Source organism: Rhodoferax sp. ZS1R25 (assembly GCF_056521335.1).
In genome coordinates, this window is sequence record NZ_JBWMAZ010000002.1 from 653,322 (window position 1) to 674,529 (window position 21,208).

Annotated in this window: 17 protein-coding genes; 5 read left to right on the forward strand and 12 right to left on the reverse strand. The window is 62.0% G+C overall.

Annotated features, from left to right (window positions below; genetic code table 11):
• Window positions 1-4: 4 nt before the first annotated feature.
• The 8 genes from AC097R_RS13900 to AC097R_RS13935 form a co-directional block, all read right to left on the reverse strand.
• The gene (locus AC097R_RS13900; protein WP_479598734.1) at window positions 5-1,279 is read right to left on the reverse strand and encodes a glycoside hydrolase family 125 protein; all 1,275 of its coding nucleotides are present in this window, start codon (window positions 1,277-1,279) and stop codon (window positions 5-7) included.
• A gap of 79 nt (window positions 1,280-1,358) precedes the next feature.
• Entirely contained in the window at window positions 1,359-2,417 is a 1,059-nt protein-coding gene (gene rsmH / locus AC097R_RS13905; protein ID WP_479598735.1) for a 16S rRNA (cytosine(1402)-N(4))-methyltransferase RsmH, read from the reverse strand.
• Window positions 2,418-2,516: 99 nt separating this feature from the next.
• Complete coding sequence (locus AC097R_RS13910) at window positions 2,517-3,938, reverse strand: aspartate kinase (protein WP_479598736.1); 1,422 nt, start codon at window positions 3,936-3,938, stop codon at window positions 2,517-2,519.
• 164 nt (window positions 3,939-4,102) lie between these two features.
• Window positions 4,103-5,362: an MFS transporter gene (locus tag AC097R_RS13915; RefSeq protein ID WP_479598737.1), complete on the reverse strand. Its 1,260-nt coding sequence runs from the start codon at window positions 5,360-5,362 to the stop codon at window positions 4,103-4,105.
• Window positions 5,359-5,676 (reverse strand): hypothetical protein, encoded by a 318-nt coding sequence (locus AC097R_RS13920; protein WP_479598738.1) that lies wholly within the window; start codon window positions 5,674-5,676, stop codon window positions 5,359-5,361. The genes AC097R_RS13915 and AC097R_RS13920 overlap by 4 nt, the downstream gene beginning before the upstream one ends.
• Window positions 5,677-5,705: 29 nt before the next feature.
• On the reverse strand, window positions 5,706-6,263 hold the full coding sequence (locus AC097R_RS13925; RefSeq protein WP_479598739.1) for an RNA polymerase sigma factor: 558 nt from the start codon (window positions 6,261-6,263) through the stop codon (window positions 5,706-5,708).
• Window positions 6,264-6,415: 152 nt separating this feature from the next.
• Window positions 6,416-7,063, reverse strand: coding sequence for a FecR family protein (locus tag AC097R_RS13930; protein WP_479598740.1), 648 nt, complete (start codon window positions 7,061-7,063; stop codon window positions 6,416-6,418).
• A 108-nt stretch (window positions 7,064-7,171) separates the two neighbouring features.
• Window positions 7,172-7,558 carry a COG4315 family predicted lipoprotein gene (locus AC097R_RS13935; protein ID WP_479598741.1) on the reverse strand — a complete coding sequence of 129 codons (387 nt, stop codon included), beginning with the start codon at window positions 7,556-7,558 and terminating at the stop codon, window positions 7,172-7,174.
• Between the two features lie 184 nt (window positions 7,559-7,742).
• On the opposite strand from AC097R_RS13935, the gene AC097R_RS13940 reads away from it, so the two are divergent.
• Entirely contained in the window at window positions 7,743-8,465 is a 723-nt protein-coding gene (locus AC097R_RS13940; RefSeq protein ID WP_479598742.1) for a response regulator, read from the forward strand.
• A 29-nt stretch (window positions 8,466-8,494) separates the two neighbouring features.
• Window positions 8,495-9,844, forward strand: coding sequence for a sensor histidine kinase (locus AC097R_RS13945; RefSeq protein WP_479598743.1), 1,350 nt, complete (start codon window positions 8,495-8,497; stop codon window positions 9,842-9,844).
• Between the two features lie 136 nt (window positions 9,845-9,980).
• Here the strand turns inward: AC097R_RS13945 and lpdA are convergent, their stop codons facing one another.
• The 4 genes from lpdA to aceE form a co-directional block, all read right to left on the reverse strand.
• Window positions 9,981-11,822, reverse strand: coding sequence for a dihydrolipoyl dehydrogenase (gene lpdA, locus AC097R_RS13950; protein ID WP_479598744.1), 1,842 nt, complete (start codon window positions 11,820-11,822; stop codon window positions 9,981-9,983).
• Window positions 11,823-11,826: 4 nt separating this feature from the next.
• Window positions 11,827-12,423, reverse strand: a complete 597-nt coding sequence (locus AC097R_RS13955; RefSeq protein WP_479598745.1) for an MFS transporter — start codon at window positions 12,421-12,423, stop codon at window positions 11,827-11,829.
• Between the two features lie 85 nt (window positions 12,424-12,508).
• Window positions 12,509-14,173, reverse strand: coding sequence for a dihydrolipoyllysine-residue acetyltransferase (gene aceF, locus AC097R_RS13960; RefSeq protein ID WP_479598746.1), 1,665 nt, complete (start codon window positions 14,171-14,173; stop codon window positions 12,509-12,511).
• Between the two features lie 18 nt (window positions 14,174-14,191).
• Window positions 14,192-16,900 (reverse strand): pyruvate dehydrogenase (acetyl-transferring), homodimeric type, encoded by a 2,709-nt coding sequence (gene aceE / locus AC097R_RS13965; protein WP_479598747.1) that lies wholly within the window; start codon window positions 16,898-16,900, stop codon window positions 14,192-14,194.
• Between the two features lie 170 nt (window positions 16,901-17,070).
• Here aceE and AC097R_RS13970 point away from each other — a divergent pair, with 170 nt between their 5' ends.
• From AC097R_RS13970 to folD, 3 genes are all read left to right on the forward strand, one after another.
• Window positions 17,071-19,617, forward strand: coding sequence for a PAS domain-containing sensor histidine kinase (locus AC097R_RS13970; protein WP_479598748.1), 2,547 nt, complete (start codon window positions 17,071-17,073; stop codon window positions 19,615-19,617).
• A 4-nt stretch (window positions 19,618-19,621) separates the two neighbouring features.
• The gene (locus AC097R_RS13975; protein ID WP_094478892.1) at window positions 19,622-20,248 is read left to right on the forward strand and encodes a response regulator transcription factor; all 627 of its coding nucleotides are present in this window, start codon (window positions 19,622-19,624) and stop codon (window positions 20,246-20,248) included.
• 70 nt (window positions 20,249-20,318) lie between these two features.
• Window positions 20,319-21,197 carry a bifunctional methylenetetrahydrofolate dehydrogenase/methenyltetrahydrofolate cyclohydrolase FolD gene (gene folD, locus AC097R_RS13980; protein ID WP_479598749.1) on the forward strand — a complete coding sequence of 293 codons (879 nt, stop codon included), beginning with the start codon at window positions 20,319-20,321 and terminating at the stop codon, window positions 21,195-21,197.
• Window positions 21,198-21,208: the final 11 nt, after the last annotated feature.

The window sequence follows — 21,208 nt, forward strand, 5'->3', positions numbered from 1 at the left end:
AACGCTAGCGCCGGTTCAACCCATAGGTTTCGATCAGCAACTCAGCAAACAGCGTGTTGGCCCAGGCGAACCAAGGGCGGGTGAACTCTTCGGGGCGGTCGGGGTGGAAGCTCTCGTGCATCAGGCCCGTGCCCGCATCGCAATCGCGCAGCATGGCAATCAGCGCCAGGCGTTCCTGGTGGTCGGATGAGGTCAGCCCCTGCATGGCCAGGCCAATGGGCCACACAAAGCCCCGCGGCGTGTGCGGGCTGCCAATGCCTTGGGCGCGGCTGCCTTGCTGAAAATACGGGTTGTCGCGGCTGAGCACAAAGCGACGCGTGTTCTGCACCACCGGGTCATCAGCCGGCGCGTAACCCAGATAGGGGATGGACAGCAGGCTGGGCACATTGGCGTCATCCATCAGGTGGTGGTTGCCAAAACCGTCAGTCTCATACGCGTAGATCTTGCCGTGGACCGGGTGCAGCACCGTGCCATAGGCCTGGATGCCGTGGTCGATCTCTTCGGCCAGAGTTTCCAACTCGGTCGCCAGCGCAACGTCTTGGCACACCGTGCGCAAGATCTCTGCCGTGTGCCGCAGCGCCACCACGGCAAACATATTGGCCGGAATCAGGTAGCCGAATTCGCAGGCATCGTCGCTGGGCCGAAAGCCTGACCAGGTCATGCCGGTGTAGTTCACCGGCATGCCCCTGCCCTGGTTGCGCAAGGTGTCGGTTTGCACCGCGTGGGGGCGTTCAAACCGGTAGGGCGAATCCTCGAAGTGCCGCTGCTCTGTGCGGAACAGGGCCGCCACCGTGCGCACCGCCTTTAGCCAGGTGTCGTCAAACACGGAGGTCACCCCGCTGCGCTTCCAGAACTGCCAGGCCAGGTCCAGCGGGTAACACAGAGAGTCCACCTCGTACTTGCGTTCCCACACCATGGGGTGCGCATCGGTCAGGTCACCGGGGTGGCCACCGCCCGTGGGGCCTTTGTTAAACGCGTTGGCATAGGGGTCCAGCAGGATGCAGTCCATCTGGCGGCGAATCAGGCCGGCCACCAGGTCTTGCACCTCGGGCACATCGGCCGCCAGCAGCAGGTAGTGCCGCACCTGGGCGGACGAGTCGCGCAGCCACAGCGCCGGGATGTCACCAGTGAACACGAAGGTGGTGCCATCGTCCAGCCGTTCGGTCGTGGTCTCAATGGTGTTGAGGGCGCAGGTTTTGAACTGCGCCTGCAGCGCGGGATCGGCGGGCAACTGGCGGGCTGCCTGCTCGATACGGTCGGTGAGCTGGGGTAAATGCATGGCGAAACCATAGCACGGGAGACCGCCCTTCAGCCCCTGCCAGTTACCGCCGGGTTACCAGCTACTGAGGCCGCGGAGCTTAGTGCAGCGCCCGCACGGCCCAGCGCAACTTGGCCGACGAGGAGCGCGGGTTGCTGCGCTGTTCGTCGTACGAGGCGCGAATCGGATCGGCCGCCACGCTGCTGAAAGTGCCGTTGCGCTCGCCGGTTTGAAAAAACTTTTTCACGCGCCGGTCTTCACCAGAATGAAAGCTCAAGATCGCTACGCGACCACCGGGTTTCAGGCAGGCGGGAAGGTTCAGCAACATGGTGTCCAGCACGCCAAACTCGTCATTCACCTCAATGCGCAGCGCCTGAAACGTGCGTTGCAACACCTTCTTGGTTTCCACCAGGCGCTCTTCAGCGGGCATGCTGCGTTTGTACGCCAGCTCCATCGTGGCCCGCACGAGGTCAGCCAGCTGCACTGTGGTTTCCAGGTACTGGCCTTGCAGGGCTGCGGCCAAGGGGATGGCAAAGGGCTCGTCGGAGTTGTCGGTCAGCAGGTCGCGCAGCCGGTGCCGCGTGACGCACAGCAGCAGCTCGCTGGCCGACTGACCGGTGCTGGGGTCCAGGCGCAAATCCAGCGGACCATCGGCGCGAAAGCTAAAGCCCCGCGCCGGGTTGTCAATCTGCATGGACGACACGCCCAGGTCGGCCAGCACAAAGTCGAAACCGCCGCCCGCTTGCGGCAGCAAGGTGGCCAGTTCACTGAAGTTGGCGCGGTGGACGATAAGCGTTTCTTCGCCAAAGCCCAAGGCACGCAGCCGCGCCGTGGTGCGGGGCAGCTCAATGGGATCGACATCCATGCCAAACATGCGTCCACCGGGCTGCACCAGCGGCAGCATGGCCAGCGTGTGGCCGCCAAAGCCCAGAGTGAGATCCAGCCCGGTTTCACCGGGCACGGGCTTCAGGATGGCGAGGATTTCGTCCACGCAAATGGAGCGGTGCATGCCCGCAGGCGTTTGCCCACGCTGCATGACCTTGTCCACTTCTGCCGCATGGCGCGTGGGGTCCAGCTCTTTGTATTTTTCTTCAAACTGGCGGGGATGGGTGCCCGCGTAACGCACGCGGCGCTTGTGGGGAGGGGAAGCGTCGGTCATTGGCCATTATGCGCCCCGAAAAGTTCCAATAAAAAGGCCGCGCAGCCCCCGTAGGATCTGCGCGGCCAGCTACTAAATTTGTAGCGTTTTTAGTGGCTATCAGACGCGCGGCACGGGCGTGCCGGAGTTGACGCACAGCGCCATGTTGAGCGCCTTGACGGCGGTCTTGTAGTCCTCGCGCTCAATCACAAACTGCATGTTCACCTGGCGCAGGGTTTGCGACACGCAATTCACGTTGACCTGTGCGTCTGCCAGTGCCTGCGCGGCCTTGGCCAGCACACCGGGAATGCCGATGTTGGAGCCGATGGTGCACACGATGGCGCTGGGCTTGACCGTCACCACCTGGTACAGCTCTTCGAGTTCCGCCACCAGTTCGGCCGTCACCTGGTTGTCCCACACCAGGTGGGCGATGGAGTTGGCATTGGTCGCTTTGAGGATGTAGCTGATGTCGTGCTTGCAGAACACCTGCATCAGGCTGGCATCAAAGCCCACGGTGCCCACCATGCTGGGGTCGTGGATTTCGATCAGCGTGACTTTGTCCGTACCCGTGACGATTTCCACCCGGGCACGCTCGCCCACAAAGTCCTTGGTGATCAGCGTGCCGGGGTGGTCCGGCTCAAAGGTGTTCTTCAAGCGGATGGGGATGCCGGCGAGCTCCATGGGCTTGGAGGCCTTGGGGTGGATGGCTTCCATGCCCACGTCGGCCAGCTGGTCGGCCACGTCGTAGTTGGTGGCGCCCACCACGATGGCGTTTTCCAGGCCCACGAGGTTGGGGTCGGCCGACGACAGGTGGAATTCCTTGTGGATCACCGCCTCGGCTGGTCGCACTTCGACGGCAATCTTGCTGAAGGTGACTTCGGAGTAACCGCGGTCAAACTCGCGCATGATGCCTTCCGTACCCTTGGTGTAGCCCGTGGCCACGATCACGTTGTTGGCCAGGTCCAGGTCTTTGAAGCTGTGGGCAATGCGCTCGTCAATGGTCCAGGCTTCGTTGTCGTCAAAGCCCGCCAAATCCATCAGCACGGCCTTCACGCCATTGGCCTTGAGGATCTCCACCGAGTTGAACGCGCTGTGGGATTCGCCGATGGAAGCCAGCACTTCACGCGCAGCCAACAGCACGTCGTGGCGGCTGAGGTAGCCGCTGGCCAGCACATGCTGCATGGCCCCCAGGTATTCGCGGGCCTGGGCAATGCGCTGGTCGATAAAGGCATCGGCCACGGCCAGCGGCAAGCCGATGTCGGCGTAGCCAGCGTTGATCTTTTTCAGGCTGACAGACAGGCCCGTCAAGGCATCCTGGTAGCCCTTGCCCTCGGCAAACAGGGCGTAGATGCCGCGCTCGCCGGTTTTTTTGTGCTCCAGCAGCTGGTTGGTCACGCCCGAATAGGCCGACACCACGTAAATGCGGCCGTAGATGCGTGCAGGGTCGTGCAGCACGATGTGGCGCAGCACATCGCCAAAGGCGGTCATGGAGGTGCCGCCGATCTTTTCGACAGATATCTTGGAGGAATTTACGTCTGACATGGGCAAGCTGGGGAGGAGCTAAAGGGTTGGAAAGCTGAGCGGAAAGCCCTCTATTTTCCATCACTTTGAAATTGTGGCTTGGGCCGCCAAAAATAGGGGCATAAAAATCGCGCAGCTCTTGCGGAATCTGCGCGACTGGCTACTGATTTAGCGACACATCCGCATCAGGTAACAAGCGCTTGGCTTTCTGTGCCGCGCTGCAGCTGCCACAGCAATACCGCTGCGGCCACCGACGCTGCCAGCACCACATAGCCCGCGACATCAAAGTTCTGCAGCTTGCCGTCGGTTCCGATGGTGACAATGTGCCCGGCGATGACAGAAGCAACTCCGCCAGAGAGCTGCTGCAGAGAGCCACTGATCGCATTGAACGACCCGCGCTGCGAGGCGATGGGTACCGAGGCAATCAGCGCCCGGAACGGAATCATGCGCGAGAAGATGCCCACGAACATGACTGCATTGACGACCACCACCACCGCCAGGGACACCGGACCGAGGTGCGTGTAGACCAGCACCATGACGATCGTTACCGCCGTGCCGAACATGAACACGCGCAATTGGCCGAACGCGTCGGCCGCCCTGCCGATCAAAGGCCCGAAGACAATGGTGCACAAGCCGGTGATCAGATACACCGTTGGCAAGTGGTCCAGGCTGATGCCCAGGTTGCTGACGGTATACGCGCTGCTGAAGGGCATCAGCATGAACCCGCCGGTAGCCACCAACGTCGTCGTCGCAAAAGCGATCAGGTAGCGTCGCTCGGTCAAGGTGTGGAACAGGTGCATCAAGGGGCTGTGCTCTTGGGGCAGTTTCAGATGGTCGGCGATGGGTCGCATGCCCCAGGCAACGGCCACACCGCCGAGCAGGCCCAGCGCCGCCATCGCCAAAAAGGGCATGTGCCAATTCCATTGGTTCGACAGGTACAGCCCGACGGGGATGCCCAGCACCTGGCTGGCCGCAAAGGCGGTCTGCACCACCCCCATCACACGGCCGCGCATCTGGGGCGGGAACAGGTCGGTCGCAATGGCCAGCACCACCGAGCCGATGACGCCGCCAAACAGGCCGGTGACGATGCGTGCCATCAGCAAGGTCTCAAAGCTTTGCGCCAGCCCGCACCACAGCGTGCCGAGGATGAAACCGGCGTAGAAAAACAGCAGCAACTTCTTGCGGTCGTAGCGGTCTGCAAAGCCCGCTGTGAGCAAGCCCACCACACCGGCGCTGAACGCATAGGCAGACACCACCAGCCCAAACTGGCTGGGGCTGATGCCCAGCGTGGGCATGATCACCGCGCCCAGCGGCGCCATGAGCATGAAATCCAGAATGACAGCGAACTGCAGGAACGCCAGGATGGCGACGACGGTTTTCTGGTAGGCCGAAAACTTCAAGGGCGCGGCCTTGGCATCGGTAGGGGTGGACGCCTTGGTGCTCATTTCTGATCGCCTGCCGTTCTGCCCCAGGGCCCTCGCCGATGGAACTGCTCACGCTCCTCGGGCGTCATGGACTGCCATTTGTCCCAGCGCTTGCGCCCATGCCAACCGCCGTGGCCGCGAAAGCCACCAAAGAGGATGCGGCACAGCACCAACAAGCCCAGCGCGTGCAGGTAGTCAATCTGCCGGGCATCCGCGAAGAGCGCGGGAGCCACCGCGTTCCACAGCAGCATCACCGCCCCGCTCATCACCGCCGCCGCCAGCAGACCCCAAGCAGGCCACGCCACATAGCGCCAAAAGCCAAATTTGTATCTCATGTTTCTTCTCCTTCAAACGTCGTCAGATTTCAAGTTTCAAATTCGTCGTACACCGCCTGCAAGCGCGCCCGCAAAGCCACGACCGCGTAACGCTTGCGTGCCAACAAGGTGTTCACGGCAACACCACTTTGTGCGGCCATGTCCTTGAAGCTTTTTCCCTCGATCTCGTGTGCCATAAACACATCCCGCTGGTTGTCCGGCAACTCGTCCACGGCCAGCTGCAGCGTCCTCAGCAAAACGGATCGGGCGTACTGCGCCTCCGGCCCCGCGTCCAGCGACGGCAACGCCAGATCGAGTTGATACACCTCGCTGTCCTCGTCGTCAGGATCACCCGTTGCCTCATTCAGAGACTGCTCGCCTTTCTTGCGGAAGCGATCGATGATGCGATGGCGCGCCACCTGGAACAGCCATGCGCCGACTTGTTCAATCGGTTCGGGAAGCCGATAGGCCTCCACGAATTCATGGAACACGTCTTGCAGGATGTCTTCGGCATCCGTCGGGTTGCGCACCCGGTGCCGGATGAAATTCCCCAACCGGGAGCGCTCGCGCAGCACCACGGCAGCGATGTCGCTGTTTTGGTCAATCATTCACGCGGGGCAACAAGGGCATCAACAAGTCCATACCTCTGATGACGTTTCAGAATCGGAAATATTGTGCGCCAGACGGGGTTTTTTTAGATTTTCTAGACCGAACCGCCACGCCAAGTCGCAACGCGGCGATGTAGCAACCCAAAGTACGCCTAGTAGCTATAGGTTTGTTGGCCCGCAAACGGTGGCGTGCGGCCGACCAAAGCCTCGAGCATGGTCAGCTCGTAGTCGCGGTGGTGGATGACCGGTGCAGCCGTCAACAAGGGGCGGGATGCGTCCAAGCCGATATAGAAAGGCGAGTCGTGGTAGCGGGTGACAACCGTTTGGGCTTGGCCATGGTCCGCAGTCGGTGTCAGATCTGCCGTGCCATAGCAAAGACAGAAGTAGGTTTGCGTGTCAGACGTTTCGATATAGCAGGCCGTTCCACGGATGCCTGCAGTGGCGGTCGGCATCACGATGCGCTTGGCACCCGGACCAAATACCGCCAACATCTTGCCCGTGACCACCCGCAAGATGCCCACTGCGGCGTCGCTGCCAAATTCCACATGGCTGTCTTCACGCATCAGGTAGGCGTTGTTGCCCATTACGTAGATGACCTCGCTGGACTTGCCAGTGACGACAGTGTCGCCCGTGAGCACCAATTGCCCTTCCTTGGCAGGCACACCATTCACGCGCACGCTCCCCTTGATACTGCGTATGCCAGGCGCCAAAGGGCGGGTCCCCATGGACATGACCTCTACCATGTAGGCAGACAAGCTGCCGAGGGCCAAGCCTTGCAAGATAGTGCGACGAGGTTGCATGGTGTGTTGCCCTGAAGTGAAATAGTTGTGCGCTCGAAAGATTGCGCATTTAGCTATCAATAAGATAGCTTTACGCGCAATGCTACCGGGGGCCAGATGCCAATGTGATCAATAAGCGCTAGTGGCAGCAGCTGCTTTGGCTGCACTGCCCACGGTGTGCCATACGCCACCACTGCCTTCGCCATTGCGCTCACCGGGTTTGCTGTCACCTGCGAAATAATACAGTGGCATGCCTTTGACGGCCCACTGCTTGCCGCCAGTGCCGTCAATCAGGGTGAAATCCCCTTTTGCGCTGGCACCGTCTTTGGCCATGAAGGCAGGCCAAGCTGCCAAGCACCCGCCGCTGCAATTGCTCTTGCCCGGCGCGTCCTTGTCAAAGGTGTAGACAGTGCGACCGGCCGCATCTGCCAGAACGCCGTCGCGCATGACGGGCTGTGCGTAGGCAGCGGCAACGGTGAGTGCGAGCAATGCTGCGGAGATGATGGTTTTTTTCATGATGACTTTTCCTTGAAGGTGAGATGCAACGATTAACAATCAGGCAATCGTCAAGCCTGCGCGCCGCCATGGCATGGTCTGCATTCTTCACGGCGAGCGGTTTCGCCGGTAGCCCCAAAATTGGGGTCATGGGCGCACCCCAATCTACTTGTCAATGGCCATTGGCCCCTTTACGCTCACCCCTATGGTTCCCCCCCACCCCTCCCCTCTGACCGCCAGCCCTGAAGGTGCGCCACGCCCCATTACCGTCGCCGTGCTAGAGGATGAAACCCATGTGCGCAAGATGTTTGAGGCCGTCATAACCGCCGACCCTGGCCTGCAACTAGCCTTTAGCGCGCAGACCGTGGCGCAAGCCAAGGACTTGGCACGCACCCATGAGGCACAGGTCTATTTGGTGGACCTTGGGCTGCCCGACGCCGACGGCCGCGAGTTCATCCGCTGGGTGACAGAGAACCAGCCTAGCGCATCGGCCATGGTGGTCACCGTCTTTGGGGATGACGAACACATCGTCAGCAGTTTTGCGGCAGGTGCCGTGGGCTACTTGTTGAAGGACGCCCCAGCAGACGAAATAACGCAACACATTGCCGATTTGGTGGGCGGTGGCTCCCCTATCAGCCCCAGCGTTGCGCGCCGCGTGCTGCAGCACTTCAAAACACAACCTGCACTGGCGGCAACCCCTACAAGCCCTGTGCCGCTGGACCCATATCCTGCTGAGCAGGCGCTGAGTCCGCGAGAACACGAAGTGCTGTGTCTCATTGAAAAAGGCCTGACCTACGAGGAGATTGCCCAGGTTCTGGGCATCACCTGGCACACAGTGACCGGCTATTTACGCCGGGTGTACCGCAAGCTGGAAGTGAACTCTCGGGGCGAAGCGGTATTTGAGGCGCGCCAGCGCGGCCTGCTTTGACCACCGATTGGCAGATCTTCACAGGTTCGATGCAGTTTTTTCAGCACACACTGGCGCAAATAACCTGCGTCTTCGCGTCGGTCATTGCCCTTCTGCAACTGGGTCTGTTCCTCAACAACCGCAAAGACACCCAATACGGCTGGACCTTTGTGGCGGTGGCCGGCTACGCGTTGGTCAGCCTGACATTCTTTATGCCCGTGCTTTCGTACACGTGGCAAATGGTCTGGAATGTGGTCCTGTTTTTCAGCATCCAAGCCTTTGCCATGGGGGGCGGGGTCTACATGCTGAATGAGTGCGGTGTAAGCCACAAAGCCTATGCCCGGTTTGCCGCCATTTGGAGCGGCATCTTTCTCGCGCTGTACGGCGGCGTATTGGCATGGCAAGGAACCGTCTTGCCGCCCCTTTATGTGCTGACGTGGTACTTGGGCCTCTGCGTTGCAAACCTGTACCCTGCCTGGCGCCTGTGGCAGCTGACTGTGCGGCATCGGCATTGGCAGCACGCTGTTTTTTTACTGACCTATATGACCGTGGGTGCGGCGGCATTGCTGGACATCACGCGTTTGCTGGGCAGCCCGCTGGTGGCAGGCAAGGTCCCCGTTTTGCCCCTTGTGGCCGCCTTGTGGTTTCTGGCCGTGTGCTTCTTTTTGGTGAATGACTTTACGGCATCGCTGCGTGTCCAGCGCCAACACACTGCGCAGCTGGCCCAGGAACTCGCCGCACAAAAGGAAGAGTTGTCCCGCCTGCACGCGCTGGAAAGAGCAGCCCAAGAGTCCGCCGCAGCGGCCCTGGAGCGCAGTCGCATCATGCAAGACATGCACGACGGCCTGGGCTCCCAGCTGGTGAGCTCGCTGGTCATGGCCCGTGCAGGTGAGCTCAGCAGTCACCAAACCTACGAACTACTGCGCAGCTGTATCGACGACCTGCGTCTGGCCATCGACACGTCCCAAGACTCTCAAGATTCGCTACTTCTGGCCCTGGGCAACCTGCGTTTTCGCATGCAACCGCGCCTCAAGGCCGCGGGTATCACCCTGCAATGGGAAACCCAACAACTGAGCCACCCCCTTCCCTTGCGACTGCAGGACAAGCTCCCCGTGCTGCGCATCGTCCAGGAAAGCCTGGCCAACGCGCTCAAACACGCGAACGCGAAGACCATCAAGGTAGAGGCCAGCAACACCGAAACCGAGCTGACTATTCGCATTGCCGACGATGGCAAGGGCTTCGATGTGGCGACGGAGAAAGCCCGCGCCTCAGGCAAGGGGCTCCACGGCCTGGACAAACGGGCCCGCGTGCTGGGGGCCCAATTGCACATCGATAGCTCCGCACAGGGAAGCTCCATCGTCTTGACGCTTCCGCTACCGCAGCAAAAGCTGCCGATCTAGCGGGAGAGCCAATAGTTTGCGGGAAGGCACGGCCGTCCTTGAAACAAGCGAAATACAAGTAAAAAAGCCGCGCAGCCCTTACGGAATCTGCGCGGCCAGCTATTGAAACAATAGCGTTTTTAGCGACTAACCAGCATCACTTCTTCTGCGGCGGCACATCCGTGCAGCTGCCGTGTGCGATCTCCGCCGCCATGCCGATGCTCTCGCCGAGTGTCGGATGCGGGTGGATCGTCTTACCGATATCCACCGCATCTGCACCCATCTCAATCGCCAGCGCGATCTCGCCGATCATGTCGCCAGCATGCGTACCCACCATGCCGCCGCCCAAGATCTTGCCGTGGCCGTGGGCCTCAGGAGAATCGTCGAACAGCAGCTTGGTCACACCTTCGTCGCGGCCGTTGGCAATGGCGCGGCCCGATGCGGTCCAGGGGAACAGGCCCTTCTTGACCTTGATGCCTTGGGCCTTGGCTTGGTCTTCGGTGAGGCCGACCCATGCCACTTCGGGGTCGGTGTAGGCCACGCTGGGGATGACACGGGCGTTGAAGGCCGCGGCTGCCAGTTCCTTGTTGCCTTGCAGTTCACCGGCAATCACTTCGGCCGCCACATGCGCCTCGTGCACCGCCTTGTGCGCCAACATGGGCTGACCCACGATGTCGCCGATGGCGAAGATGTGCGGCACGTTGGTGCGCATCTGGATGTCGACGTTGATGAAGCCGCGGTCGGTCACGGCCACGCCGGCCTTCTCGGCGCTGATCTTCTTGCCGTTGGGCGTGCGGCCCACGGCCTGCAGCACCAGGTCATACACCTGCGGTGCGGGGGCGGTGCCGCCCTCTTCCGCTGGTGCAAATGTGACCTCAATGCCTTCAGGCAAGGCGCGTGCAGACACGGTCTTGGTCTTGAGCATGATGTTGTCGAAGCGCTTGGCGTTCATCTTTTGCCAGATCTTGACCAGGTCGCGGTCGGCGCCCTGCATCAGGCCGTCCAGCATTTCCACCACGTCCAGGCGGGCGCCCAGTGTGCTGTAGACGGTGCCCATTTCCAGACCGATGATGCCGCCGCCCAGGATCAGCATGCGCTTGGGAACACCGGTCAGCGCCAGCGCGCCGGTGCTGTCCACCACGCGCGGGTCGTTGGGCATGAATGGCAAACGCACAGCCTGGCTGCCGGCGGCGATGATGGCGCGCTTGAAAGCGATGACCTTCTTGCTGCCGGTTTTCTCTTGCGCGGTGCCACTGGTTTCTTCCACTTCCAGGTGGTTGGCGCCGACAAAGTTGCCGTAGCCGCGCACGGTCGTGACCTTGCGCATCTTGGCCATAGCGGCCAGGCCGCCGGTCAGCTTGCCGATGACCTTTTCCTTGTGGCCGCGCAGCTTGTCGATGTTCAGCGTAGGGGCGCCAAAGTCCACGCCCAGGTCGGCCATGTGGCTCACTTCGTCCATCACGGCGGCCACATGCAGCAGCGCCTTGGAGGGGATGCAACCCACATTCAGGCACACGCCGCCTAGCGTGGCGTAACGCTCCACCACGATGACCTTCAGGCCCAGGTCGGCCGCGCGGAAGGCAGCGGAGTAACCGCCGGGGCCGCCGCCAATCACCACCACATCGCATTCCAGATCGGCGCTGCCGCCAAAGCTGGAGGCTGCAGGCGCCGGAGCAGACGCTACAGAAACAGGAGCTGCTGGTGCAGTGTTGGTGGGGGCTGGAGCCGGTTTCGACTCTGCAGCTGGAGCTGCGGCGGCGCCAGCGGCTTCCAGCAATACCACCACGGTGCCCTGCTTGACCTTGTCGCCGAGCTTCACTTTCAGTTCTTTGACCACGCCGCCTTCGCTGGCGGGGATTTCCATGGAGGCCTTGTCGCTCTCCACGGTGATCAGGCTTTGCTCGGCCTTGATGGTGTCGCCCACCTTGACCAGCAGTTCGATGACGGCCACTTCGTCCAAGTCGCCAATGTCCGGAACCTTGATTTCTACGATTGCCATAGCTTTACTCGCTTTTTTGTTTCTTCAGTTTGATGGTGAACACCTCAACCGGGCCGGCCGAGTTTTTGTCAAATTCGCACCCCGCCTGCACGCCGGCCACCGCCAGTTCGCGCGCGGTCTTGGGGCTGTCCCACGCGGCATGCATGGCGCCCAGCGCGAAGCTGCGGCCGCTGCCGATGCCCCAGAACTCCTTGAACTCAAAGACTTCCCGGTAGCTGTAGAGGCCATAGATGCCGGTCGCGTTGGCAATCACCACGCTGAACTGGCTGGACTCGTACGGGTCGTTGTCGTCTTCCTTGGTTTGCAGGAAGAAGCTGTCTTTGAGTACCGGGTGCAGCTGGGTGAAGGTGTCAAACACCTGGTCTTTGCTGTTCAGGCGCAGCTTGTCGGCGGGCAGTGCCGCCATCGCCTTGCGCAGCACCGGAAAATGCGCCACCGTGCCCGCCAGCCCCACGTAGCTGATGCCACCAGCGCCCTCTACCTTGAAGAGCTTGCTGTTGGCCTCAAACCGTTGGTTCAGGCGGGTGTCGCCAAAGGTGACCAGGGTGTCGGCGGCTATCGCCACCTGCCCGGCCTTTTTGACAACAACGATGGTCGTCACAGCATGCCCGCAGCGCAGGGCCGCCCCAAGCAAGGGTGCGCCCCCCCGGGGGGCAGCGCAGTACACGCAGTGACAAGCGTGGGGGTCATAGCAAAATGCGGCGGAAGTCGCCCAGGATCTGGCCCAGGTAGACGTTGAAGCGCGCGGCCGCAGCGCCGTCGATCACGCGGTGGTCCCACGTCAGCGACAAGGGCAGCATCAGGCGCGGCACAAAGGCCTTGCCGTCCCACACGGGTTCCATCTGGCTCTTGCAGACGCCCAGGATGGCGACTTCAGGGGCGTTGATGATGGGCGTGAAGTAACGCCCGCCAATGCCGCCCAGGCTGGAGATCGTGAAGCAAGCACCCGACATGTCGGCCGGGCTCAGCTTGCCGTCGCGCGCCTTCTTGGCCAGCTCACCCATCTCGGCGCTGATCTGGAAGATGCCCTTCTTGTCGGCGTCCTTGATCACGGGCACCACCAGGCCATTGGGCGTGTCCGCCGCAAAACCAATGTGGTAGTACTGCTTGTAGATCAGCGCGTCGCCGTCCAGCGAGCTGTTGAACTCTGGGAACTTCTTCAGCGCAGCCACGCAGGCCTTGATCAGGAAGGCCAGCATGGTGACCTTGATGCCGGACTTCTCGTTCTCTTTGTTGGTAGAGACGCGGAAGGCTTCGAGGTCCGTGATGTCGGCGTCGTCATGGTTGGTGACGGCGGGAATCATGATCGCGTTGCGCAACAGGTTGGCGCCGCTGATCTTCTTGATGCGCGACATCTCCTTGCGCTCGATCGGACCAAACTTCGCAAAGTCCACCTTGGGCCAAGGGATCAGGCCCAGGCCGGCACCGTCGTTGCTGCCCGATGCCTTGGCTTGCGCCGCAGCGGCCAGGGTTTGCACCGCACCGCTCATCACGGATCGGGTGAAGCCTTGCACATCGGCCTCGGTGATGCGGCCCTTGGGACCAGAGCCCTTGACCTCATTCAGCGGCACACCCAGCTCACGCGCAAACTTGCGCACCGACGGCGACGCATGGGGCGGGCCCAGCGTGGCGCCACCGGGGGCATGGGCAGGCACGGCCACTGCAGCTGCCGGGGCTGCCACTGCAGCGGCAGCCGGTGCCGGCGCTGCGGCGGCAGCCACCGGGGCTGGAGCAGCCGGTGCGGCCGCAGGGGCTGCGCCCACCACACCGTCCAGCACCACCACCAGATCACCGATGTTGACGGTGTCACCAATCTTGACCTTGATTTCCTTCACCACACCGGCGGTGCTGGACGGGATCTCCATGGATGCCTTGTCGGACTCCACGGTAATCAGGCTTTGCTCCACCTTGATGGTGTCGCCCACCTTGACCAGCAACTCAATGACGGCCACGTCTTTGAAGTCGCCAATGTCAGGCACGCGCACGTCCACGGGGCCTGAAGCTGCAGGGGCGGCAGCGGGCGCAGCAGGCGCTACAGAAACAGGAGCTGCTGGCGCAGCAGCTGCGGGGGCTGGCGCCGCTTTGGGTTCAGAAACCGGGGCAGCAGCGCCACCTTCGGCGTCCAGCACCAGCACGACGGAGCCCTGCTTGACCTTGTCGCCCAGCTTGACCTTGATCTCTTTGACCACACCCGCGGTGCTGGACGGAATTTCCATGGAGGCCTTGTCAGACTCCACGGTGATCAGGCTTTGCTCGGCCTTCACGGTGTCGCCCACCTTGACCATCAATTCGATCACCGCCACCTCATCAAGGTCGCCAATGTCCGGAACTTGTACTTCTACGATTGCCATGTTGTATGTCTCCGGTGCTTAGGCGTACAGGGGGTTCACTTTGTCGGCATTGATGCCGTACTTCTTGATGGCCTCTGCCACCTTGGCCACGGGCACCGTGCCGTCTTCGCTCAGCGCCTTCAGGGCGGCCACCACGATGTAGTGGCGGTTCACCTCGAAGTGCTCACGCAGCTTGCTGCGGAAGTCGGAGCGGCCAAAGCCGTCGGTGCCCAGCACCTTGTAAGTACGGCCCTTGGGCACGAAGGGGCGAATCTGCTCGGCGTAGGCCTTCATGTAGTCGGTCGACGCGACCACGGGGCCGGTGGACTTGCCCAGTTGCTCTTCCACAAACGACACACGCGGTGTTTCCAGCGGGTGCAACAGGTTCCAGCGGTCGGCATCCTGACCGTCGCGGGTCAGTTCGTTGAAGCTGGGGCAGCTCCAGACATCGGCGCCCACGCCCCACTCTTTTTCCAGCAGCTCTTGCGCGGCAATGCTTTCGCGCAGGATGGTGCCCGAGCCCAGCAGTTGCACACGGGGTGCCTTCTTGGTCAGCGCGGGGCCTTCCTTGCACAGGTACATGCCCTTGATGATTTGCTCTTCGGTGCCCGCCTTCAGGCCGGGCATGGCGTAGTTTTCGTTCAGCAGCGTCAGGTAGTAGTAGACGTTGTCCTGCTTCTCCACCATGCGCTTCAAACCGTGGTGCAGGATGACGCCGACTTCGTGCGCGAAGGTGGGGTCATAGCTGATGCAATTGGGAATCGTGCCCGCCATGATGTGGCTATGACCGTCTTCGTGCTGCAGGCCTTCGCCGTTCAGCGTGGTGCGGCCCGAGGTGCCGCCCAACAGGAAGCCGCGTGCCTGCATGTCGCCCGCAGCCCAAGCCAAGTCGCCAATGCGCTGGAAGCCGAACATCGAGTAATACACGTAGAACGGAATCATGATCCGGTTGCTGGTGCTGTAGCTGGTGGCCGCCGCAATCCAGCTGCTCATGCCACCGGCTTCGTTAATGCCTTCTTGCAGGATCTGGCCCGCCTTGTCTTCCTTGTAGTACATGACCTGGTCTTTGTCGACCGGGGTGTACAACTGGCCTGCAGGGTTGTAGATGCCCACTTGGCGGAAAAGGCCTTCCATACCGAAGGTACGGGCCTCGTCCACGAGGATAGGCACCACGCGGGGGCCCAGGGCCTGGTCGCGCAGCAGCTGTGTCAAAAAGCGCACATAGGCTTGGGTGGTGCTGATCTCACGGCCTTCGGCCGTCGGCTCCATCACGGCCTTGAAGGTGTCCAGCGAGGGCACGGTGAAGCTCTCATCGCTCTTCACGCGGCGGTGTGGCAGGTAGCCGCCCAAGGCCTTGCGGCGCTCGTGCAGGTACTTCATCTCCGGCGTGTCGTCTGCGGGCTTGTAGAACGGCACATTGGGCAGATCGCTATCAGGCACAGGAATGTTGAAGCGGTCGCGGAAGGCCTTGATGTCCTCGTCGGTCAGCTTCTTGGTCTGGTGCACGGTGTTCTTGCCCTCACCCGACTTGCCCATGCCAAAGCCCTTGACGGTCTTGATCAGCAGCACGGTGGGCTGGTCTTTGTGGTTCACAGCCTTGTGGAAGGCGGCATACACCTTCTTCGAGTCGTGGCCACCACGGCGCAGGTCGAAGATTTCCTCGTCCGACATCTTGGACACCATCTCCAGCGTACGCGGGTCTTTGCCGAAGAAATGCTTGCGCACGTAGGCACCATCGTTGGCCTTCATGGCCTGGTAGTCGCCGTCCAGCGTGTCCATCATCAGCTTCTTCAGGGCGCCTTCCTTGTCGCGCGCCAGCAGGGCATCCCAACCAGAGCCCCACAGCAGCTTGATCACGTTCCAGCCCGCACCGCGGAATTCGCCTTCCAGCTCTTGCACGATCTTGCCGTTGCCGCGCACTGGGCCGTCCAGGCGCTGCAGGTTGCAGTTGATGACAAACACCAGGTTGTCCAGCTTTTCGCGCGCAGCCAGGCCTATCGCGCCCAGGGATTCCACTTCGTCCATTTCGCCGTCACCGCAGAACACCCAGACCTTGCGGTTCTCGGTGTTGGCAATGCCGCGGGCATGCAGGTACTTCAGGAAACGGGCTTGGTAAATCGCCATCAATGGGCCCAGGCCCATGGACACCGTGGGGAACTGCCAGAACTCGGGCATCAGCTTGGGATGCGGGTAGCTGGACAGGCCCTTGCCGTCCACTTCCTGGCGGAAGTTCAGCAGCTGCTCTTCGGTCAGGCGGCCTTCCAGGTAGGCGCGGGCGTAGACACCGGGCGACACGTGGCCTTGGATATACAGGCAATCGCCACCGTGGCCTTCGCTCTCGGCATGCCAGAAGTGATTGAAGCCGGCGCCAAACAGGCTGGCCAGCGAAGCAAACGAGCCGATGTGGCCGCCCAGGTCGCCACCGTCCACGGGGTGATGGCGGTTGGCCTTGACCACCATGGCCATGGCGTTCCAGCGCATGTAGGCGCGCAGGCGCTCTTCAATTTCCAAGTTGCCGGGCGAGCGTTCCTCTTCTGAGGGCTCGATGGTGTTCACATAGCCGGTGTTGGCCGAGAAGGGCATGTCGATGCTCTTCTGGCGGGCATGCTCCAGCAGCTGCTCCAGCAAGAAGTGGGCGCGCTCGGGGCCTTCACTTTCGATGACAGCGCTCAGCGCGTCCATCCATTCACGGGTTTCCTGACCGTCCACGTCGGACGTGCCCAAAGGGTTTTGGGGAACTGCTGCCATCGATGTCTCCTTCTTGGTGCTTTGGCGTAATTTAGTGCGGTAACCCTAGTTTCTCATATTTATTTGTGCATTTCAAATCATGCCTAGTCATTTCATATAATGAACTTTCATGAAACCGCATGTACCCTGCGCGTCCGCAGGGCAGCGGGCCCGTCCCCTACACTTGGGCAATGCCTTTTTACAAAGTGATTTCTCTCCCAAAACCCCTCGCCCTGCCCTCGGTGGGCGGCGCGCGCCGCTGGTGGCAGCGGCTCACCCCGCACCGGCAAGACCGGGTGGCCATGCTGGCCCCGCTGGCCGCCGTGATGTTGTTTTTTGCCGCCATCGTGGCCGCCCTGGGCTACCTGCGCCTGGAAGAAATGGACCGCGAGCAAGAGGCCGTGCAGCGCGATGTGGAGTACACCCAGCAGCGCCTGCGCCTGCGCCTGCTGGAGCGGCAAGAGCAAATCATGCGCATTGCGCGCGAGGTGTCGGGCCGGGAGCTGGATGCCGATGACTTCCGCCTGCGCGCGGCCACCATGATGGACCAGTACCCCGAAGTGCAGGGCATGGCCTGGGTCGACGACAAGCGCCGCACCCGTGCCAGCCAAGGCATGGGCGTTATCTCCAGTGGCCCGATGCAAACCCCTGGCGACGTGCTGGCCAAGGGCCACCGCGAAAGCGGTTTCTCGCTCACGCGGGAGGTGAACCAGCCTGTCTACATCCAGCACCCGCTCAGCAAGGACGAGGAGCCGCTGCTGCAGATGTATGTGCCTCTCAGCGACCGCGGCCGTTTTGGCGGCGTGCTGCTGACCGAGTATTCGGTGGACGGCCTGTACCGCTACGGTGTTCCTTCCGAGGTATCTGCCCGCTACGCCGTGTCCTTGCAAGACGCCAATGGCGCACTGCTGGCAGGAACCAGCATCCCCGCACGCAAGCTGGTGGGCCGCTTTCTGCCGTGGTCCAACCCGGCCAACGAGTACTCCATGGCCGTGTCGCCGGTGGGTGCCGGGCTGGTCATCCGGGCCCAGGCCTACCGGGCCTCGCTGGGAGTGATTGGCAGTGGCCTGTTCTGGCTGGTCAGCGCCCTGAGCGTGATGACCGCCTGGATGCTGATTGCCAACTGGCGCCACACGCGCCGGCGCGTGCAAGCCCAGCAGGCGCTGATGTCGGAAACCAACTTCCGCCGCGCCATGGAAAATTCCATGCTCACCGGCATGCGCGCCATGGACTTACAAGGCCGCATCACCTATGTGAATGCCGCTTTTTGCCAGATGACCGGCTGGACTGAGTCGGACCTGGTGGGCCGCACCGCCCCGTTCCCCTACTGGCCCGATGGTGACCGCGAGCACATGGCCTCGCGCCTGGAAGAAGAAATGCACAGCAACACCGCGCCCGGGGGCATCCAGGTGCGGGTCAAGCGGCGTGACAACACCTTGTTTGACGCCCGCCTGTATGTGTCACCGCTGATCGATGCTATGGGCACGCAGACCGGCTGGGTCACCTCCATGACGGACATCACCGAGCCCAACCGCGTGCGCGAGCAGCTGTCGGCCTCGCACCAGCGCTTCACGACGGTGCTGGAAGCGCTGGACGCCTCCATCTCGGTGGCCCCCCTGGGCAGCGACGAACTGCTGTTTGCCAACAAGCTGTACCGCCAGTGGTTTGGCGTGCAGGCTGGCGGCCACCTGCAGCTGGTGGCCGAGGCCGGCATGCCACACAACCCGCCCAATGACGAGGCGTCGGACAGCGTGGACTCGTTTGCCGGCCTGCCCACTACCGCCCTGCCCGACAGCGATTCGGAAAGCGCCGAGATTTTCATCACCGCCCTGGGCAAGTGGCTGGAGGTGCGCACACGCTACCTGAGCTGGGTGGACGGCCGCTTGGCCCAGATGGTGATTGCCACCGACATCACCACCCGCCGCCTGGCCGAGGAGCAGGCCGCCACCCAGGCTGAACGCGCACAGACCGCCAGCCGCCTGATCACCATGGGCGAGATGGCCTCCAGCGTGGCCCATGAGTTGAACCAGCCGCTGACTGCCATCAACAACTACTGCAACGGCATGGTCTCGCGCATCAAGGACAAGCAGATCTCGGAAGAAGACCTGCTGGTGGCGCTGGAGAAAACCGCCAAACAAGCGCAGCGCGCTGGCCAGATCATCCAGCGCATTCGCTCCTTCGTGAAACGCAGCGAGCCCAACCGCACACTGTCCGAGGTGTCCACCATGGTGGCCGAGGCGGTGGAGCTGGCCGAAATCGAGCTGCGCCGCTTCAACGTGCGCCTGAACCACTATGTGGCAGCCCGTCTGCCCATGGTGCTGGTAGACCCCATCCTGATTGAGCAGGTGCTGGTGAATTTACTGCGCAACGCAGCGGAATCCATCGACATGGCGCTGCGCCAGACGGCCGACCGCATCGTGGAGCTGCGCGTGCTGCCGCGCCACATCGACAACAAACCGGTGATCGAGTTTTCCGTGCAGGACACGGGCAAGGGCCTGGCCCCCGAAGTGATGGCGCGGCTGTACGAAGCCTTCTATTCGACCAAGGCCGACGGCATGGGAATTGGCCTCAGTTTGTGCCGCTCCATCGTCGAGTCGCACCTGGGCCGAATGACCGCGGAGAACATCTACAATGGCACGGACGTGTCAGGGTGCCGCTTCTCCTTCTGGGTACCTCTGACCGATATCGGCGCTCTGACATACAAAGAACCGCCCGCGCCCCAACCCAACCTCGGATAACTGAATGAGCTTGATCCCCAAAAAAGGAACGGTTTACGTAGTCGATGACGACGAAGCAGTGCGCGACTCCCTGCAGTGGCTGCTGGAGGGCAAGGGTTACCGGGTGCGGTGCTTTGATTCCGCCGAGTCCTTTTTGAGCCGCTACGACGCACGCGAAGTGGCCTGCCTGATTGTGGATATCCGCATGGGCGGCATGACTGGCCTGGAATTGCAAAGTCGCCTGATCGAAGCGAAGTCTCCCCTGCCTATCGTGTTCATCACCGGCCACGGCGATGTGCCCATGGCCGTGGACAGCATGAAAAAGGGCGCTATGGACTTCATCCAGAAGCCCTTCAAGGAAGACCAACTGGTCAGCTTGGTGGAGCGCATGCTGGAGCACGCCAAGGACACGTTTGCTGATTACCAGCTCGCAGTCAGCCGCGACGCCTTGCTCTCCAAACTCACGCTGCGCGAGAGCCAGGTGCTGGAGCGCATCGTGGCCGGACGCCTGAACAAGCAAATTGCCGACGACCTGGGCATCAGCATCAAGACGGTGGAAGCACACCGCGCCAACATCATGGAAAAACTCAGCGCCAACACCGTGGCCGATCTGCTCAAAATTGCCCTGGGCCAGAACGCACCGAAAACCTGACGCTCCATTTTTATAGCACCTCGCGCCCGCTCTGCCTCCGCTGCGGGCGTTTTTACTTGATGACATGACCATGACCGCTTCCCCCGCCCAAATCATCGATGGCAACGCCCTGGCCGCCCAATTGCGCGGCGATGTGGCCAAACGCACGACTGCCCTCAAAGCCCGTGGCCTGACGCCCGGCCTGGCCGTGGTGCTGGTGGGCGACAACCAGGCCAGCCAGGTCTATGTGCGCAACAAGGTGAAGGCCTGCTCCGACGCGGGCCTGCACTCGGTGCTGGAAAAGTATGACGCCACAATGACCGAGGCCGAACTGCTGGCCCGGGTGGACGCGCTGAACAACGATCCCAGCATCCACGGCATCCTGGTGCAGTTGCCCCTGCCCAAGCACATTGACGACCACAAAGTCATTGAGGCGATCTCTCCCGCCAAGGACGTGGATGGCTTCCACGTCGCCAGTGCTGGCGCGCTGATGGTCGGTGAAGTCGGCTTCAAGGCCTGCACACCCTACGGCTGCATGAAGATGCTGGAGAGCATTGGTATGAAGGACCTGCGCGGCAAGCACGCCGTGGTCATCGGCCGCTCCAACATCGTCGGCAAACCCATGGCCATGATGCTGCTGGCCGCCAACGCCACCGTGACCGTCACCCACAGCGGCACGGCCGACCTGGGTGCCATGACGCGCCAGGCGGACATCGTGGTCGCCGCCGTGGGCAAGCGCAATGTGCTGACCGCTGACATGGTCAAGCCTGGTGCCGTGGTGATTGACGTGGGCATGAACCGCGACGACGCCGGCAAGCTGTGCGGCGACGTGGACTTTGCCGGTGTAAGCCAGGTAGCCAGCCACATCACCCCCGTCCCCGGCGGCGTGGGCCCTATGACCATCACCATGCTGCTGGTCAACACACTGGAAGCCGCCGAGCGCGACGCCGCTACACGCGGGCTTGCATAAGCCTTGCTTGC

Bases quoted from the DNA above. Each gene is read 5' to 3' on its own strand.
- AC097R_RS13900 (WP_479598734.1), bottom strand. From the start codon at position 1,279: ATGCATTTACCCCAGCTCACCGACCGTATCGAGCAGGCAGCCCGCCAG.
- rsmH (WP_479598735.1), bottom strand. From the start codon at position 2,417: ATGACCGACGCTTCCCCTCCCCACAAGCGCCGCGTGCGTTACGCGGGC.
- AC097R_RS13910 (WP_479598736.1), bottom strand. From the start codon at position 3,938: ATGTCAGACGTAAATTCCTCCAAGATATCTGTCGAAAAGATCGGCGGC.
- AC097R_RS13915 (WP_479598737.1), bottom strand. From the start codon at position 5,362: ATGAGCACCAAGGCGTCCACCCCTACCGATGCCAAGGCCGCGCCCTTG.
- AC097R_RS13920 (WP_479598738.1), bottom strand. From the start codon at position 5,676: ATGAGATACAAATTTGGCTTTTGGCGCTATGTGGCGTGGCCTGCTTGG.
- AC097R_RS13925 (WP_479598739.1), bottom strand. From the start codon at position 6,263: ATGATTGACCAAAACAGCGACATCGCTGCCGTGGTGCTGCGCGAGCGC.
- AC097R_RS13930 (WP_479598740.1), bottom strand. From the start codon at position 7,063: ATGCAACCTCGTCGCACTATCTTGCAAGGCTTGGCCCTCGGCAGCTTG.
- AC097R_RS13935 (WP_479598741.1), bottom strand. From the start codon at position 7,558: ATGAAAAAAACCATCATCTCCGCAGCATTGCTCGCACTCACCGTTGCC.
- AC097R_RS13940 (WP_479598742.1), top strand. From the start codon at position 7,743: ATGGTTCCCCCCCACCCCTCCCCTCTGACCGCCAGCCCTGAAGGTGCG.
- AC097R_RS13945 (WP_479598743.1), top strand. From the start codon at position 8,495: ATGCAGTTTTTTCAGCACACACTGGCGCAAATAACCTGCGTCTTCGCG.
- lpdA (WP_479598744.1), bottom strand. From the start codon at position 11,822: ATGGCAATCGTAGAAATCAAGGTTCCGGACATTGGCGACTTGGACGAA.
- aceF (WP_479598746.1), bottom strand. From the start codon at position 14,173: ATGGCAATCGTAGAAGTACAAGTTCCGGACATTGGCGACCTTGATGAG.
- aceE (WP_479598747.1), bottom strand. From the start codon at position 16,900: ATGGCAGCAGTTCCCCAAAACCCTTTGGGCACGTCCGACGTGGACGGT.
- AC097R_RS13970 (WP_479598748.1), top strand. From the start codon at position 17,071: ATGCCTTTTTACAAAGTGATTTCTCTCCCAAAACCCCTCGCCCTGCCC.
- AC097R_RS13975 (WP_094478892.1), top strand. From the start codon at position 19,622: ATGAGCTTGATCCCCAAAAAAGGAACGGTTTACGTAGTCGATGACGAC.
- folD (WP_479598749.1), top strand. From the start codon at position 20,319: ATGACCGCTTCCCCCGCCCAAATCATCGATGGCAACGCCCTGGCCGCC.